We start from the raw sequence: 15,600 nt of genomic DNA, 5'->3' as shown, positions 1-15,600 counted from the left end.
CGCCGGCGCGCTCGCGCTCGGTGAGGTACTCGTCGACGTCGAGCGCGGCCTTCACGCCCATCCCGCTGGCCGTGGCCGCCTGCTGATAGTGGAAGTCGACCACGTCGCCCGCGCCGAACAGCCCCTCGACGCCCGTCGCGGTCTGGTTCCCGCCGCGGCCGCCCTTGGTGATCAGGTAGCCGTCGTCGTCGGTCTCGATCCCCGTCCCCTCCAGGAAGTCCGTGTTCGGGGTGTGGCCGATGGCGAAGAAGACGGCGCCCACGTCGAAGTCGTACTCGTCGACCTCGTCGGCGGTGGCCGCGTTTTTTTTTTTTGGTGTTGAGGAGGAGTTCGATCTCGCCGTCCTCGACCTTCTCCATCGTGCGCTCGATCCACACGTCCTCGGCGCGGAACTCCTCGCGGCGGTGGGCGACGTAGACGGTGTCCGCGAACTTCGTCAGGAAGTTCGCCTCCTCCATCGCGGCGTCGCCGCCGCCGACGACGAGCATGTCCTCGCCGCGGAAGAACGCGCCGTCACAGGTCGCACACGTCGAGAGCCCGTATCCCATCAGCTCGTCTTCGCCGGGGACGCCGAGCGTGCGGGCGCTGGCCCCCGAGGCGGTGACGAAGGCGTCGGCGGTGTAGACGTCGCCGTCGGAGAGCTCGACGCGGAAGTGGCCCGCGGGCTCTTTGGTCACGTCCACGATGACCCCGTTTCGGGTCTCGGCGCCGAACTTCGTCGCCTGCTCTTTCATGTTGTTGATGAGCTCCGGCCCGGAGATTCCCTCGGGAAAGCCGGGGTAGTTCTCCACGTCGGTGGTGAGCGTGAGCTGCCCGCCCGGCTCGTCGCCCTCGATGAGGAGGGGGTCGTTGTTCGACCGCGCGGCGTAAATTCCCGCGGAGAGTCCCGCGATACCGGTGCCGGCGATGATCAGTCGGCGGTGTTCGACGACGTCGTCGGTCATACGTACCGATTCGCCGTCGCGAAGTATGTAGGTTGCGCCCTCGGGCGCGAGTGACGGGAAACCGAGCGAGGCGCCCGCCGCGACAGCGGGGAGTCGGGCGTCGAAGCGGCGGAACGCGCCGGAATCCGGGGATAACCGACCTCAGTCGGTCGGGAACTCCCGCAGTGCCCCCGTCGGCGGCGAGGGGGCGTCATCGAGCGCCTCGAAGAACCGGCCGGCGACGAACGCCTCGACGACGTCTTCGAGCGACTCCTCGTCGGACACCTCCTGTAAGATGCCGAGCGAGACCTGCGCGCCGGCCATGGTCGCGTGCCCCCCGGCGGAGCCGACCGGATCGAGCGCGTCGCGGAGCAGTTCGCCCACGTCGAGGTCCGCGCCGCGGGCCCGTGCAGAGCCGTAGATGACACCGTCGATGTAGCCGAACACGAACGTCACCGTGATCCCGTCCAGATCGAGGAGGCGGTCTGCCGCCTGCGCGAGGGCGTCGCGGTCGCCGATCTCGCCGACGCAGGAGGCGACGGTCGAGCCGCGCACGTCTCGCCCCTCGATCGCGCGGGCGAGCACGCGGAGCGTCTCCGGGCTCACGCTCGGGCTCTCGACGCGTTCGAGCGTCGACTCGTCGGCGGACGCCGACAGCGACGCGGCCGCCTCGAAGTCGGGGATCGAGGTCGACCGCGTGAAGTCCTTCGTGTCGATCCGGATCCCGTACAGGAGGGCGGTCGCGAGCGGCTGGTCCGGCTCGATGCCGAGCCGCGAGAGGTACTCCTCGATCAGCGTGCTCGTCGCGCCCGCGTCCGGTCGGATGTCGACGAACTCGCCCGCGACGGGGCCTCTCGGCGGGTGGTGGTCGACGACGATGGAGACCGGATACCCCTCCGGGAGGCTGTCGTTGATCCCGGCGCGCGAGTGGTCGACGAGGGCGACCCCGCCGTAGTCGTCGAGGTCGATTCCGTCGAAGGTCTGCAGCGAGAGGTCCAGCAGGTTCACCATCGCGCGGTTCTCCTGGTGAGCGATCTCGCCGCCGTAGCAGGCGTCCGCGGGGACGCCGACCGACTCGGCGATCCGCGTCAGCCCGAGCGCGCTCGCGATGGCGTCGGGGTCGGGGTTGTCGTGGGCGACGACGAGCAGGGGGCCGGAGAGGTCACGGAGGACGCGAAACAGCCGGACCGGCTCCTCGTCGGCGTCGGCGCCGGTCGCCTCGCGAACGCGAGAGACGACGGCCTCGACCGGGTCGACGACGCGGTCGGCGACCGCCTCCAGCGCGTCCTGTTGGGCCGCGGTCGGATCCGTGCCGACGTGTGCGACGATCATCGCGTCCGGGTAGCAGCGTCGGGCGGCCTCCGCGGCGGCGACGTTTCGCTCCGGGTCGTCGCTGGCGACCAGCACGACCGCGGCGCTGTCGGGATACGTCGCGGGATCGGTCGGGTCGTCCTCCACGGTGGCGACGTTGCGGTCGCGCAGGGTCGAGGCCCACCCGGTGTCGTCGGTGATCGCGATGAGCTCGCCGCGCGAGTCGCGGGTGCGCTCGACGAGCGTGTTCCCGACCGCGCTACAGCCGAGCAGCAGACGCCGGGCCATATCGGCGCGAGGGGGTCGCGACGCAAAACGCTGCCGTCATTCGTCGGGGTCGCTCCCCGCCGACGCTCCGCTCTCGGAGCGCGAGCCGTTCACCGCGGCGGCGACGTCGACCGCGGCGCGGTTCTCGGCAACGTCGTGGACCCGGACGATGTCGGCCCCCCGGTCGGCCGCGAGCGCGGTCGCGGCGACTGTGGCGTGCTCGCGGTCGTCCGGCGCTCTGCCGACCGCCCCGTACATCGACTTGTGCGAGTGGCCGATCAACACCGGGCAGTCGAGCGCGTCGAACTCCCCGACGCGGTCGATCAGCTCGAACGCCTCGGCGGCCGACTTGCCGAAGCCGATCCCCGGGTCGACGATCACGTTCTCCCGGTCGATCCCGGCGGTCTCGGCCAGCGCGAGGCGCTCGCGGAGCGCCGCGATCACGTCGTCGACCGCGTCGTCGTACTCGGGGTCGTTCGTCGGGTCGACGGGCGCGTCGAGGCTGTGCATCACCACGACCGGGCAGCCGGCGTCGGCGACGACCTCGCGCATCTCCGGGTCGGCCAGCCCGGTCACGTCGTTGATGATGTCGGCGCCGGCGTCGAGGGCGGCCGCCGCGACAGCCGGCTTCCGCGTGTCGACCGAGACCAGCACGTCGCCGTCGGCGACCGCCGGCACGGACTCGATCGCTTCGAGGGTCGGGACGACTCGGTCGATCTCTTCGTCGACCGGCACAGGTTCGGCGCCGGGTCGCGTCGACTCGCCCCCCACGTCGACGATGTCGACGCCCGCCTCGGCCATTCGCTCGACGCCCGCGACCGCGTCGTCGAGGCCCGCGTGTCGCCCGCCGTCGTGGAAGGAGTCGGGCGTGACGTTGAGCACGCCCATGACCGCGGTGCCGTCGGTCCACGGGTAGTCGGCGGCGGTCGGTCCGGCGGCGGCCGGTTCGTCGCCGTCGCCGATCCCGAGCCGGTCGGCGATGTCGTCCGCGACGCCCGCGAACCCGTCGCCCTCGCGCTCGCGGAGCCGGTCGAGCAGGTCGCGGTACTCCGCGACCGTCCCCGCCAGCGTGACGGGCACGCGCTCGCCGCCGGGGACCCGTCCCCCGCCGGCGCCGAGCCCGCCGATCGCGGCGTCGCCGCCCGCCTCGCGGAGGGCGGCGGCGATCCGCTCGGCGCGGTCGCCGCGGAGCCGGAGTGAGAGGACGCGGTGGTCGATCGCCTCGCGTCGGCCAACGCCAGAGTCGTCCCCGGCGGGAACCCCCCCGGCGTCGAGCGCCTGCGCCGCGTTCGCGGCGGGACTCGTTCCGCCCCCCATCCGCCGCGGCGTCACGGTCCGCATGCGCGCCGCGCGGGCCTCCGCGACCGCGAACAGCGAGCCGACGAGCAGCACGCAGTCGCCGGGGGCGGCGCGTTCGACAGCGGCGTCGAGCGCGGCGGCCACGTCGCCCCCGGGGGTCACGTTGCCGACGCCCGCCGTCCGGAGCGCGGCGGCCAACACCTCGGGGTCCTCCGCGCGGTCGAGGTCGGGGCGACAGGTGATCGCGGAGGCGGCGTCGGGGAGCGCGTTCGCGGCGCTCGCGTGGTCCTTGTCGTGCATGGCGCCGTACACGAGGTGGAGGTCATCGTAGTCGTACTCGGCGAGGGTCCCCGCGAGCGTCCGGCAGGCCGCCGGGTTGTGCGCGCCGTCGAGCACCGTCAGCGGTTCCGTGTCGACCACCTCGAACCGGCCGGGCCACGTCGCCCGCGCGAGCCCGTCGCGGAGCGCGGCGTCGGTGAGGTCGGCGTCGCTCCCGTCACCGAGGGCGGTTGCGGTGCGCCGGGCGAGCGCGACCGCGATCCCGGCGTTCGTCGCCTGATGGTCGCCAACGAGCGGGATCCGGTAGGTTCCGGCCGCCTCGCCGGACAGCGTCACCTCGGCGTCGGTCGGGCTCACGCGGCCCTCGTAGGCGACGGAGATGGCGGGGTCTTCGTCGGCGGCTTCGCTGTCCTCGCCCGCTCCCGAGACCGTCGCGACCGCGGCGCCCGCGTCGGCGGCGACCTCGCGAACGACCGACAGGGCCTTGCCCTCGCAGGCGGTGACGAGGGGGGCGCCCGCGTCGGCGATCCGCGCTTTGGTGCGGGCGATCTCCGCGATCGTGTCGCCGAGGACCGCGGTGTGTTCGAGCGAGACGTTGGTGACCGCGGTCGCGACGGGGTCGACCACGCTCGTGGCGTCGTACTCGCCGCCGAGCCCGACCTCCAAGACGGCCACGTCGACCTCGCGGCGCGCGAAGTCGCGGATCGCCATCGCCGTGACGACCTCGAAGAAGGTGAGCGGTTCGCCGGCGGCGGCGCGCTCGACGAGCCACGGCTTCACCTCCTCGACGAAGTCGGCGATCGCGTCCTCGGTCATCGCCAGCCCGTCGACTCGGACCCGCTCGGCGAGCGCGGAGAGGTGCGGGGAGGTGTAGAGGCCGACGGAGAGCCCGGCCTCTCGGAGGACCGACTCGGTCATGCGCGCCGTGCTCCCCTTCCCGTTCGATCCCGCGACCTGCACGAACGACACGTCCTCCTCCGGGTTCCCGAGCCGGTCGAGTAAGGCCGCCACGCGCTCGGTCCCCGGCTTCACCGAGAAGCGGCGGAGGTCGAAGAGGAACGCCGCCGCCTCGTGGTAGTGCATACGCCGTGGGTCGGCTCGCCGTCGCTTAGGCGTAACGGACCGGGAGCGCCGTCCCGGCTGTTTCCCGTTCCCTTCCACTCTCGTCCGCCTTCCCCCCGCCCGACCGGAAGAGCAACCCTTACGCGCGCGGCACCCCGACTCGTTCGCATGAACGAGACTGCGGCCGCGACGGCGTCCGCGGCCGAGGACGGGGAGCCGGACCGCGACGCCCCCGACGCCGCCGGCACCGCCCCGGTCGTCGTCGGCGAGGGCGTCCGCAAGTCGTACGGCGAGGTCGACGCGCTCGACGGCGTCGACATCCGCGTCGAGCCCGGCGAGGTGTTCGGGCTCATCGGTCCCAACGGCGCGGGGAAGACGACGCTCGTCCGCGCGCTGACGGGGACGACCGAGGCCGACGGCGACCTGCGGGTGTTCGGCGTTCCGCCGCGCGAGGTCGACCCGCAGCGGATCGGCCTGCTCCCGCAGTCGTTCGACCCGCCGGAGCGGCTCACGGCGTCCGAGCTGGTCGACTACTACGGCGGGCTGTACGACGCGTCGCGCGACACCGCGTCCGTCCTGCGCGACGTCGGGATGGCCGACGACGCCGACGCGTGGTACGAGTCGCTCTCGGGCGGCCAGCAGCGCCGGACCTGCGTCGCCACCGCCATCGTCAACGACCCCGACCTCCTCTTTCTGGACGAGCCGACCACCGGGATCGACCCGGCCGGCCGGCGTTCGATCCACCGGCTGATCGAGCGGCTCGCCGGCGACGGCACGACCGTCTTCCTCACGAGCCACGCGATGGACGAGGTCGAGCGGCTCGCCGACCGCGTCGCGCTCCTCCGAGACGGCGCGGTCGTCGCGGTCGGCGCCCCCGACGAACTCATCGCCGCTCACGGGGGCGACCCCGGGCTGGCGGTCACGCTCGACGATCCCGCCGCCGAGGCCGACGTCGAGGCGATCCGAGAGACGCTCCGAGCGGAACGCTCGGGCGGATCGACTGGGGAGCCCGCGGCCGCGGGTGAGGACGTGCCGGCGGTCGAATCCACCAGTGAGGGTCTCCGGATCCGCGGCGTTCGGCCCGAGGAGATCGGCGACGCGGTCGACGCGCTGGAGGCCGCCGGCGTCGCCTTCGAGTCGCTCGCGTGGTCCGAACCCTCGCTGGAGGACGTGTACCTCCGGCTCACGGGAGAGGAGTACTCGCCGCGGACGGGGGATCTCGGCGAGCTCGCGTCGGAGGGGGGTGACCGATGAGCCGCGTCGGTCGGATCGCGACCGAGGCGAGCGCGGCGGCGCGGTCGTTCCTCCGGCGGCGGACGGCGGTGTTCTTCACCTTCTTCTTCCCCGTGATCCTCGTGATGATCTTCGGCGCGCTGGTCCAGACGCAGCCGACCGGAGGCGGGCTGTTCGCGGAGCCAGCGGGCTACTACATCCCCGGCTACCTCGCGGTCGTCGTGCTGTTCACGCCGTTGTCGCGGGTCGGCTCCGAGATCGCTCGCCACCGCGACGGCGGCCGGTTCGAGAAGCTGGCGACGACGCCGCTCTCGCGCGCCGAGTGGCTGCTCGCGCACACGCTGGTCAACGTCGCGATCATCGGCGCGGCGAGCCTGCTCATCCTCGGCCTCGTGTTGGCCGTGACCGACGCGGAACCGGTGGTCTCGCCCGCGCTGGCGGCCCTCCCCGTCTTCGTCGCCGTCGCGGTGGCGCTCTTCTGCGGGCTCGGCGCGCTGCTCGGCGCGCTCGCGGACTCGCAGGACGGCGTGATCGCCGCGAGCAACACGGTCGCGCTCCCGCTTCTGTTCCTCTCGGAGACGTTCGTCTCGCCCGAACTGCTGCCGGAGTGGTTCCTGCCGGCGGTCGCGGCCTCGCCGCTGACGTACTTCGCGCGGGGGACGCGAGCGATCATCCACGAGCCCGGGCCGTGGCTCGGCGATCTGGCGGTCCTCTCGGCGCTCGCTGTCGCGTTCCTCGCGCTCGGGGCGTACGCGGTCCCCCGGACCGAGTAAGAGCGGGATCGCGCGGCAACGACCCGGAAGCCGGTCATTTATATCGCCCGACGCCGTCTCCGACAACGAGAGCAAGCGTGCCCACCGTTCAATTCACCTGCTCGGACTGCACGCAGACCATCGAGGTCAACGACGAGATGCGGGAGACGATCCTCGACACCGGCTGTCCGGTCTGTACGACCGCGGCGAGCGAAGACGATTTCGGCGACGAGTAGCGGGGCCGACGCGTCGTTGTCGGTGGCGTTCTCGGTCGGTCGGTTCCCCGGAGTCGTCTGCGATCACGAGAGCACTTCGACCACGTAGCCGTCGGCTTCGAGCGCGTCGATGATGTCGGCGGCGTGTTCCGCGTCGTCGGTCTCCAGCTCCAGCTCGAGCTCCGCGGCGTTGACGGCGACGTCTCGCGACGTGCGGTCGTGGTGAACGGCGTACACGTTCGCGCCGGTGCGGGCGACGATGCTGGAGACGCGCTCTAACTCGCCGGGCCGGTCCTTCAGGTCGATGGTGATCTTGAGGTACCGGCCCATCTGGACCAGCCCGCGCCGGATCACGGTGCCGAGGCGGTTGAGGTCGATGTTACCGCCGCAGAGCGCGGCGACGATCGTCTCGTCCTCCTCGTACTCGAACGCCTCCGAGAGGACGGCCGCGAGCGCGACCGCGCCGGCCCCCTCGACGAGCGTCTTCGCGCGCTCTAACAGGAGCGTGAGCGCTAAGGCGATCTCGCGGTCGTCGACCGTGACGACCTCGTCGACGTACTCAGTCATCACGTCGAGCGTCTGCTCGCCGATCGATCGGGTGGCGATCCCGTCGGCGATCGTGTCGACGCTGTCGATCTCGTGGACCTCGCCCGTTTTCAGCGACTCGCCGGCGGAGGCCGCGCCCTCGGCCTGCACGCCGACGACCCGCACGTCCGGGAGCTGCTCTTTGATCGCGACCGCGACGCCCGAGATGAGCCCGCCGCCGCCGATCGGGACGACGACCGTGTCGAGCTCGGGGCAGTCGTCGACGATCTCCAGGCCGAGCGTCCCCTGTCCCGCCATCACTACGGGGTCGTCGAACGCGTGGACGTACGTCCGGCTCTCCTCGCGTTCGAGCTCGTGGGCGTACGCCTGCGCCTCGTCGTAGTCGACGCCCTCCAGCCTGACGCTCGCCCCGTACCCGCGGGTGGCCTTCACCTTGGAGACGGGCGCGAACTTCGGCATCACGACGGTGGCGTCGACGCCCGCGCGGTCGGCCGCGAGCGCGACGCCCTGCGCGTGGTTCCCCGCGCTCGCGGTGACCACGCCGGCCTCGCGCTCGGCGTCGGAGAGGGTGGCGATCCGGTTCATCGCCCCGCGGATCTTGAACGCGCCGGTGCGCTGGAAGTTCTCCAGCTTGAGGTGGAGGTCAGCGCCGCTCATCTCGGAGAAGCTCCGCGACCGCTCCAAGGGCGTGTGCCGGGCCACCTCGTCGACGCGCTCGCGCGCGTCGCGAACGTCGGAGAGGCTGATCATACCCCGGTGTCGCCGCGCCGGCCGCTAATTGGTTCCGGTCCGTTCCGTCGCGGTTCGCCGTCGAACGAGGCGAGCCACGGGCTCGCCGTCCGTAACCGAGCCACAGGCTCGCCGTCTGTGAAAGGGGGAATGCACGCGTGTGACGTGCAAGTGAAACGAGACGTGCCGAATACAAAAAGGTAGGGCTAGCGGAGTGAAAGTGAAAACGCACGACTGCGGCGCCGTCATCCCTCCGTCAGACGCGATCTCAGGGGGTCAGGCGCACCCGGACGGCTTCCCGTTCGAGGTAGCTGTCGACCCGATCGGCGAACCCGTACTCGTCGCTGCCGCGGTCTCCTCCGGCATCGTCGCGGTCGCCGCCGTCTCCGGCGTCCGGCCACGTCGCGTCCGCGTCGAGCCTGTCGGGGTCGCCGACGTACACCGCAGCCTCGTCCGGATGTCCGTCGGGCGCTTCGAGCGGGATCGCCACCCGGCGGTACAACCCCTCTCCGACGCGCTCGTACGCGTCGAGCGCGTCCAGCTCCTCGGTGCGGAGGAGCCGTCCCGCGGTCTCTCCCCTCGGCGCGAGCGTCGGGTACTGCCCCTCGACGAGGTGGAGTCCGAACAGCGTCGCGGGGCCGACGTACACGTACGAGTCGAGCACCCCGGCGACGCGCTCCGGTTCGGTCAGGGTCCCGTACACGAAGACGTCCATAGGCTGTGTGCGTCGTTCGCACGCTTCAACGTTCGGGCGGCGCTCTCCGCCTCCAATCCAAACGATTTTTCCCCATCCCATCGGTGAGTGACGGCATGTATCGACCCCGCGGTCACCGCGTTGTCGCGGGAATTGGGGCGCTCTTGCTGCTGGCCTCGACGGCCCATCACGGCTTCGAGATCGGATCCGTCACGGGCGCTACCGGGCCGCTGCTCGCGCTTGCGCTCGACGGCGGGATCGCGGCCGCCGTCGTTTACGCCGGCTACCGGATCGCTGCGATGGGGTTTTCTCCGGACGAGGAGCGCCGTATCGCCCGGTGGACGGTGGCCGGAGGGCTCACGGCGGTCGGCGCGATCGGCGCGACACTCCTCGTTCGCGCGTTCGAGGGGCGCCGGCTCGTCGAGCCCGCATTCCCGCTTCTGGTCGCCGCGGGCGCCGGGGCGTTAGCCGGCACGGTTGCGGGTTACTACGCGGTCCGGAGCGCGGCCGAGGCCCAGCGCGCGCGGGACGCGACGCGGGCCGTCTCCTTCGTGAACCGTCTCCTCCGTCACGACCTCCGGAACGACCTCTCCGCGATCCGCGGGTACGCCGACCTGATGGACGGGGGAGCGGCCCCCAGCGCCGACGAGCCGCCGGGCGGGCTCGGCTCCGACTCCCCGCCAGACTCAGCTCTCGACGCCCCCTCGTCCACGTCGGCCGTCATCGCGCGGAAGGCGGACGAGGGCCTCGACCGGATCGAGGCGACGGGCGCCGTCGCTGACGCCCTCCTCGGACGGGCACCGCTCCGACACGTCGACCTCGCCGAGACGACGCGAGACGTGCTGGCCGGGGTCGCCGACCGTCGCGGAGTGACGATCGACGCGGACATCGCCGACACGGCGCCGGTCCGGGCGAACGAGGGGTTGCGTTCGGTGGTCGACAACCTCGTCGAGAACGCGATCGAACACGGCCGCCCCGATGTCACCGTCCGGGTCGTCGTCCGCGTCGGCGATGACAACGTCTCGCTGACGGTCGCCGACGACGGTCCGGGGATCCCCCCGGAACACCGCGACTCGCTGCTCGGCGAGGGAGCGGCCGAGGACGATGCGTTGGGCGGCCTCCGGATCGTCTCGACCCTGATCGACAGCTACGACGGGGACCTCTCGATCGGCGAGTCCGACGACGGCGGTGCGCGGATCACGGTGACGCTCCCACGTGCGGGCTCGCGGTAGGGGCCGCGACGAAGGGGTGAACGAAGCCGGAGGGGGACGGTGTCCGGCGCTTGACGGGTCGCGTCCGGCGGCGCTCTCCGCCTCCGATACGGTGAAAGCCTGTCCGGCCCTCCGCGGTGACACATGGACCTCTCGCGGCTGCGGCGCGTCTGGACGCGCGTGTTCGCGCTCGCGTGGCCGGTCATGGCCGAGCAGACGTTCCGCACCGCGATGCGGACGACCGACATCCTCGTCACCGCGCTGTTCTCGCCGGCGGCCGTGGTCGCGATCGGGCTCGCCGACCTCTACGCTCGGTTTCCCCTCCGGATCGGGCTCGGCCTCGGCGGCGGGGCGATCGCGCTCTCCTCGCAGGACACCGGCGCGGGCGCGACCGACACGCGCGACGAGGCGGTGACGCAAGCGATCCTCGTCGGCGCGCTCGCTGGGATCCCCTTCGTGTTCTTCGGCCTCTTCTTCGGCGAGTACGCGATCGACGTGTTCGGGCGGCTCGTCGGCGATCGAACCTCCCCGGCCGTCGTCGCGCTCGGGTCGACGTACCTCGCGATCGTCTTCGCGACCGCCCCCGCACGCCACGTCGCCCTGGTCGCCGCCCGCGCGCTCCAGGGGACCGGCGACACCCGCACGCCGATGTACGTCAACGTCGCCGCCAACTCCGTCAACATCGCGGGGTCGGTCGTCCTCGGGCTCGGCCTGTTCGGTCTCCCGCGGCTGGAGGTCGTCGGCGTCGGCCTCGCGACCGCCGGCGCCAACGTGCTCACGGCCGGGCTCCTCTGCTTCGCCATCTGGGGCCCGTGGACCGAAGCGTCGTTCGCGCGCCCCCGCGACCTCACGATCGCGAGCCAGCTCCTCCGAGTGAGCGCCCCTCGCGTGCTCGAGGGGTTCGGCTCGGAGCTCGCCGAGTTCCCGTTCAACGCGCTCCTCTTGGGCTTCGGCGAGCCGGTCAACGCCGGGTTCCAGATCGGGTGGCGGGTGTACCAACAGGTGACCGGCCCGCTCTCGCGGGGGTACAACGTCGCCGCCTCGGTGCTCGTCGGGCAGTCGCTCGGCGCCGGCGACCCCGACGAAGCCCGGCTTAACGGGTGGGCGGTCGCCGGACTGGGCGTCCTCACGGTCGGCTCGATCGGCCTCGGTCTGGTCGCGCTCGCGCCCCGGCTCGTTCCGCTCTTTACCGACGACGGTCCGACGATCGCGTATGCGGTCGACTTCGCTCGCGTCTACGGCGTCGCCGGGGCCGCCTTGGTCTGCTTCTCCGCGCTCTCCGGCGCGCTGCAGGGTGCGAGCGAGACCAGGGTCCCGCTCGTCGCTCGCGTCTCCGGGATGTTCGGCCTCTTTCTCGGCGCGTCGTGGCTGCTCGGGCGGACGGCCGGACTCGGCCCCCGGGGGGCGTACGTCGGCGTGTTCCTCGCGTACGCGTGGATGGCGCTCGTCGTCATCGTCGGCTTCCGCTACTCGGGGTGGGCCGGCCGCGCCGCGGAGATGATGGCGGAGCGCGGGAGCGACGAGGCCGGCGACGCGTCGCCGGCGGACGGTTCGGAGCGGACCGAACCGGCCGATCGCACCTCCGAGTGACCCCCACCGCTCGGGTTTTTAAGTATCAGACGGCCGAACCGGTTCGCATGGACCTGTCCTCCGCGGTCTCCGCTACCGCGTCGACCCTCCGACGGCGTCCCGCCGACCTGCTCCCGTTTTACCTCCTCGGCACGGCGATCCCCGTCGTCGCTCGCGTTGGCCTCTTCGTTGCGGTCGCCGGAACGTACCTCCACTACGAGCTGACCGGTCGGCTCGCCGACGCGCGCCGAGCGCTCGCCGACCTGGACCTGACGCCGCCCGACACGCAGGACCCCGAGGCGGTCCAGGCGTGGGCCGAGGGCGTCGCCCCGGCGCTCGAACCCCTCGCGTCGCCGACCGCGATCCTCCTTCTCACCCTCGGCACGGCCGCAACGCTTCTGTTGGCGATCCTGACGTACGCCGCCGTCTCGGCCGGACAGATGTCGGCGGTCGCGGGCCGCGTCCGCGGCGGTCGCGGGCTCACCGCCGGAATCGCCGGCGTGCGAGGACGCTGGCTCACGTTCCTCGGCCTCTACGTCGCCGAGGTCCTGCTGTGGGCCGGCGTGTTGCTGCTCGCCGGGGTCGCCGTCGGCGGGGCGTCCCTCGTCAACCCCTTCCTCGGCGCGCTCGTCGCGCTCGTCGCGCTGCTCGTCGGACTGGTCGTCCTGCTCCTCGTCCGCGCGGTGTTCGCGTTCGCGCCGGCCGCGGTCGTCGTCGACGAGACGGGGGTGATCGGCGCCGTCGAGGGGGCCGCCGGGTTCATCCGATCGAACCCCGTCGACGCCCTCGCGTACCTCGTCGTCGCCGTCGGCGTGCTCGTCGCGATCTCCTCGGCCGCGTCCGCGCTCGCGTTCTTCGGCGGCGGGGCCGTCGTCGCGCTCGCCAGCGCGGTCGTCGCCGCCCCCGCGCTCGACCTGCTCAAGACCGTCCTGTACGGCGACCACCGCGGTGCGGTCGCGCCCGTCGACCCGGTCGACGCTCGCCTCCGCGACCAATTCCTCGACGGCGTCCGCCGCGGCTGGCGTGAGATGACCGGGTTCGTCCGGCGAACGCCGGGGTTACACGCGGTCGCGGTCCTCGTCGGCGTCGGATTTGGTGCGGTCGGGTGGCTCGCGGCCGACCCCTTCGTCGGCGCGGTCACCACGTCCATCGACTCGCGGCTGGTCGGCCATCTCCCGCCGGCGGCCGCGCTCAACTTCTTCGGGAACAACTGGTCGGTGGCGATCGCGACCTCCCTCGGGGGTGTCGCCCTCGTGATCCCGGCGATCTCGTCGATCGCGTTCAACGGGCTGGCGCTCGGCGCGGTCGCGGCGTTGGAGGAGAACCTCGCCGCGCTGGTGGCGTTCGTCGTCCCGCACGGGGTTCTCGAAATCCCCGCGCTCTTCATCTCCGGAGCCCTCGGCATCCACCTCGGAATCGTCTCGTGGCGGACGTTCCGCGGTCGCCTGTCTCACGAGGCGTTCGCCGACGTGCTCGAACGCGCGTTCTGGGTGCTGGTGGGAGTCGGCGCGCTGATCGCGGTCGCCGCGTTCATCGAGGGGTTCGTGAGCCCGTACTACTGGCGGCCGTTCCTCTGAGGTCGCCTCCTCGCCGCGTCGCCGTCGCTCCCCTCTGCTCGGCGACCCGCCCGTACGTTCAAGTCGCTCCGCGCCGAATCCTGTCCTGTATGACGCGACGCGATCCCTTCACCGAGATAGAGGACCTGCTCGAACGGATGGGACAGGAGTTCGAGGAGCTGGGCGGCACGCTCGACGCGCCGGGGCCCGAGGTGCCCGGATTCCCCGGGGCCCGCGACGTCGCCGTCGACGTGATCGAGGACGACGAGTCGATCACCGTGCTCGCCGATCTCCCCGGCTACGACGCCGACGAGATCGAGGTGGAGCTTCACGACGACGCGCTCTCGATCGCGGCCACCCGCGAGGAGACCCGGGACGCGGAGGCGACGGTCGGCGAAGCCGACGCGGCCGGAGACGAAGACAGCGTTGACGACGCGGGCGTCGGCTCTGAGGCCGGAGGCGACGCGGCGGTTCGCTACCACCGCCACGAACGCCGCCGCCGCTCGGTGTCGCGCCGGGTTCCGATCCCCGAACCGGTCGAACGCGACGGCACGACCGCCTCGTACGACGACGGCGTGCTCACCGTCACCCTTCCCAAACGGGCGTCGTCGGACTCCGCCGGCCACAGCATCGACGTGAACTGACCGGTCAGGGTTCGGGCTCTCTCGTCGCCGTCGCTTCGCGTCTTCCGAGCCGGCTGACACGAGCTATCAGCTATCCTGTCGTCTTTAATACCACTGAACGCGTCTCTATAGGTGACCATGAACAGAACAAACCCCTTCGACGAGATCGAGCAGTTCCTCGGCCGCGCCTCCTTCGGCGGCGACCGCGCGTGGGGGCGTGACCTCCGAACGACGGACATCGACGTGGCCGAGTACGACGACGAGTTCGTCGTCATGGCCGACCTCCCGGGGTACGACCGCGAGGACATCGACGTGCGGGCGACGGAGGGACGGCTCACGATCACCGCCGAGCGCGACACGGAGCGCGAGGACGGAGACCACGAGGCGGACCGTCGCTACCTCCGACGCGAGCGGCGCCACGAGTCCACCACCCGATCCGTCGACCTCCCCGGACCCGTCGTCGACGAGGACGCGAGCGCGACGTACCGCCACGGCGTGCTCACCGTCACGCTCCCGAAGACAGCCGACGTGGCAGACGAGGGCCACCGGATCGACGTGGCGTAGGCTCCCCGCGTTCGTTCTCATCTTCGTTCTCATCTCCGTTCTCGTCCCCGCCCCCCTTCTCACGCCAACACTTTCTCCACGCCTCGCGTGCTACGACGACCCATGGACGACGCCGACCACGAAGCTGCCCGTCGCGACCTCGTCGCCAGCCTCCGTCGCCGGCTCGATGTCGACGAGCGGACGCTCGCGGCGATCGGATCGGTACCGCGACACGCGTTCGTCCCGGAGGGCCACCGATCGCGCGCCTACGCCGACCGGCCGCTCCCGATCGGCCACGATCAGACGATCAGCGCGCCGCATATGGTGGCGCTCATGACCGACCTGCTCGATGTCGGACCGGGCGACCGAGTGTTGGAGGTCGGTACGGGCTGCGGCTACCACGCCGCCGTCGTCGCCGAGATCGTCGGCCCGGGGAACGTGTACAGCGTCGAGTACGTCCCGGAGCTGGCCGAATCGGCCCGCGAACGGCTCCGGCGGCTCGGCTACGACGTGACCGTCCAGGCCGGCGACGGGCGAACGGCGTTCCGCGACGAAGCGCCTTTCGACGCCGCGTATCTGACCTGCGCGCCGACCGATGCAGTCCCCGACCAGATCGTCGAGCGCGTGCGGTCGGGCGGCCGGGTCGTCGCGCCGGTCGGTCGCGCCGGCGCGCAGCGGCTCGTCAGACTGACGATCGGAGCGGAGGGCGTCGACCGCGAGGACCACGGCGGTGTCCGGTTCGTTCCGATGCGGTGACGGGCGACTCGGTGACACGCGGCACGACACCG

The 15,600-nt window shown here is 72.0% G+C and carries 13 protein-coding genes and 1 pseudogene; 9 read left to right on the top strand and 5 right to left on the bottom strand.

The annotated features are described in order from the left end of the window. The 3 genes and pseudogenes from DJ69_RS12450 to folP all read right to left on the bottom strand — a co-directional run. Positions 1 to 944, bottom strand: a pseudogene (locus tag DJ69_RS12450) (NAD(P)/FAD-dependent oxidoreductase); the annotation flags it as partial. A gap of 141 nt (positions 945 to 1,085) precedes the next feature. Then, positions 1,086 to 2,522, bottom strand: a complete 1,437-nt coding sequence (locus tag DJ69_RS12445) for a DHH family phosphoesterase (RefSeq protein WP_099255896.1) — start codon at positions 2,520 to 2,522, stop codon at positions 1,086 to 1,088. A 36-nt stretch (positions 2,523 to 2,558) separates the two neighbouring features. Then, the gene (folP, locus tag DJ69_RS12440) at positions 2,559 to 5,162 is read right to left on the bottom strand and encodes a dihydropteroate synthase (protein WP_099255895.1); all 2,604 of its coding nucleotides are present in this window, start codon (positions 5,160 to 5,162) and stop codon (positions 2,559 to 2,561) included. Positions 5,163 to 5,309: 147 nt separating this feature from the next. Here folP and DJ69_RS12435 point away from each other — a divergent pair, with 147 nt between their 5' ends. The 3 genes from DJ69_RS12435 (at position 5,310) to DJ69_RS17930 (ending at position 7,362) form a co-directional block, all read left to right on the top strand. Then, complete coding sequence (locus DJ69_RS12435; protein ID WP_099255894.1) at positions 5,310 to 6,395, top strand: ABC transporter ATP-binding protein; 1,086 nt, start codon at positions 5,310 to 5,312, stop codon at positions 6,393 to 6,395. Next, a complete protein-coding gene (locus DJ69_RS12430; RefSeq protein ID WP_099255893.1) occupies positions 6,392 to 7,147 on the top strand; it encodes an ABC transporter permease in 756 nt (251 codons plus the stop codon). Before DJ69_RS12435 ends, DJ69_RS12430 begins: the two co-directional genes overlap by 4 nt. A 77-nt stretch (positions 7,148 to 7,224) precedes the next feature. Further along, positions 7,225 to 7,362 carry a DUF7560 family zinc ribbon protein gene (locus DJ69_RS17930; protein WP_144050438.1) on the top strand — a complete coding sequence of 46 codons (138 nt, stop codon included), beginning with the start codon at positions 7,225 to 7,227 and terminating at the stop codon, positions 7,360 to 7,362. A gap of 63 nt (positions 7,363 to 7,425) precedes the next feature. Here the strand turns inward: DJ69_RS17930 and ilvA are convergent, their stop codons facing one another. After that, positions 7,426 to 8,637: a threonine ammonia-lyase gene (ilvA, locus tag DJ69_RS12425; RefSeq protein WP_099255892.1), complete on the bottom strand. Its 1,212-nt coding sequence runs from the start codon at positions 8,635 to 8,637 to the stop codon at positions 7,426 to 7,428. A 247-nt stretch (positions 8,638 to 8,884) separates the two neighbouring features. Beyond that, entirely contained in the window at positions 8,885 to 9,331 is a 447-nt protein-coding gene (locus DJ69_RS12420) for a gamma-glutamylcyclotransferase family protein (RefSeq protein ID WP_099255891.1), read from the bottom strand. A 95-nt stretch (positions 9,332 to 9,426) separates the two neighbouring features. Between DJ69_RS12420 and DJ69_RS12415 the strand changes: the two genes are divergently transcribed. The 6 genes from DJ69_RS12415 to DJ69_RS12390 all read left to right on the top strand — a co-directional run bounded on the left by DJ69_RS12415 (position 9,427) and on the right by DJ69_RS12390 (position 15,568). Further along, positions 9,427 to 10,542 (top strand): ATP-binding protein, encoded by a 1,116-nt coding sequence (locus tag DJ69_RS12415; protein WP_099255890.1) that lies wholly within the window; start codon positions 9,427 to 9,429, stop codon positions 10,540 to 10,542. Positions 10,543 to 10,665: 123 nt separating this feature from the next. Beyond that, a complete protein-coding gene (locus DJ69_RS12410) occupies positions 10,666 to 12,111 on the top strand; it encodes an MATE family efflux transporter (protein ID WP_099255889.1) in 1,446 nt (481 codons plus the stop codon). Between the two features lie 47 nt (positions 12,112 to 12,158). Then, complete coding sequence (locus DJ69_RS12405) at positions 12,159 to 13,667, top strand: stage II sporulation protein M (protein ID WP_099255888.1); 1,509 nt, start codon at positions 12,159 to 12,161, stop codon at positions 13,665 to 13,667. Positions 13,668 to 13,756: 89 nt separating this feature from the next. Then, positions 13,757 to 14,290 (top strand): Hsp20/alpha crystallin family protein, encoded by a 534-nt coding sequence (locus tag DJ69_RS12400; RefSeq protein ID WP_099255887.1) that lies wholly within the window; start codon positions 13,757 to 13,759, stop codon positions 14,288 to 14,290. Positions 14,291 to 14,407: 117 nt separating this feature from the next. Next, entirely contained in the window at positions 14,408 to 14,833 is a 426-nt protein-coding gene (locus tag DJ69_RS12395) for an Hsp20/alpha crystallin family protein (RefSeq protein ID WP_099255886.1), read from the top strand. Between the two features lie 102 nt (positions 14,834 to 14,935). Further along, entirely contained in the window at positions 14,936 to 15,568 is a 633-nt protein-coding gene (locus DJ69_RS12390) for a protein-L-isoaspartate(D-aspartate) O-methyltransferase (protein WP_099255885.1), read from the top strand. Positions 15,569 to 15,600 lie beyond the last annotated feature (32 nt).

Origin of the sequence: Halorubrum persicum, assembly GCF_002727125.1 — an archaeon.
In the GTDB taxonomy this organism is placed as follows: domain Archaea; phylum Halobacteriota; class Halobacteria; order Halobacteriales; family Haloferacaceae; genus Halorubrum; species Halorubrum persicum.
Note: the sequence above shows the minus strand (reverse complement) of the source record. Positions and strands in the feature narration are given on the sequence as shown.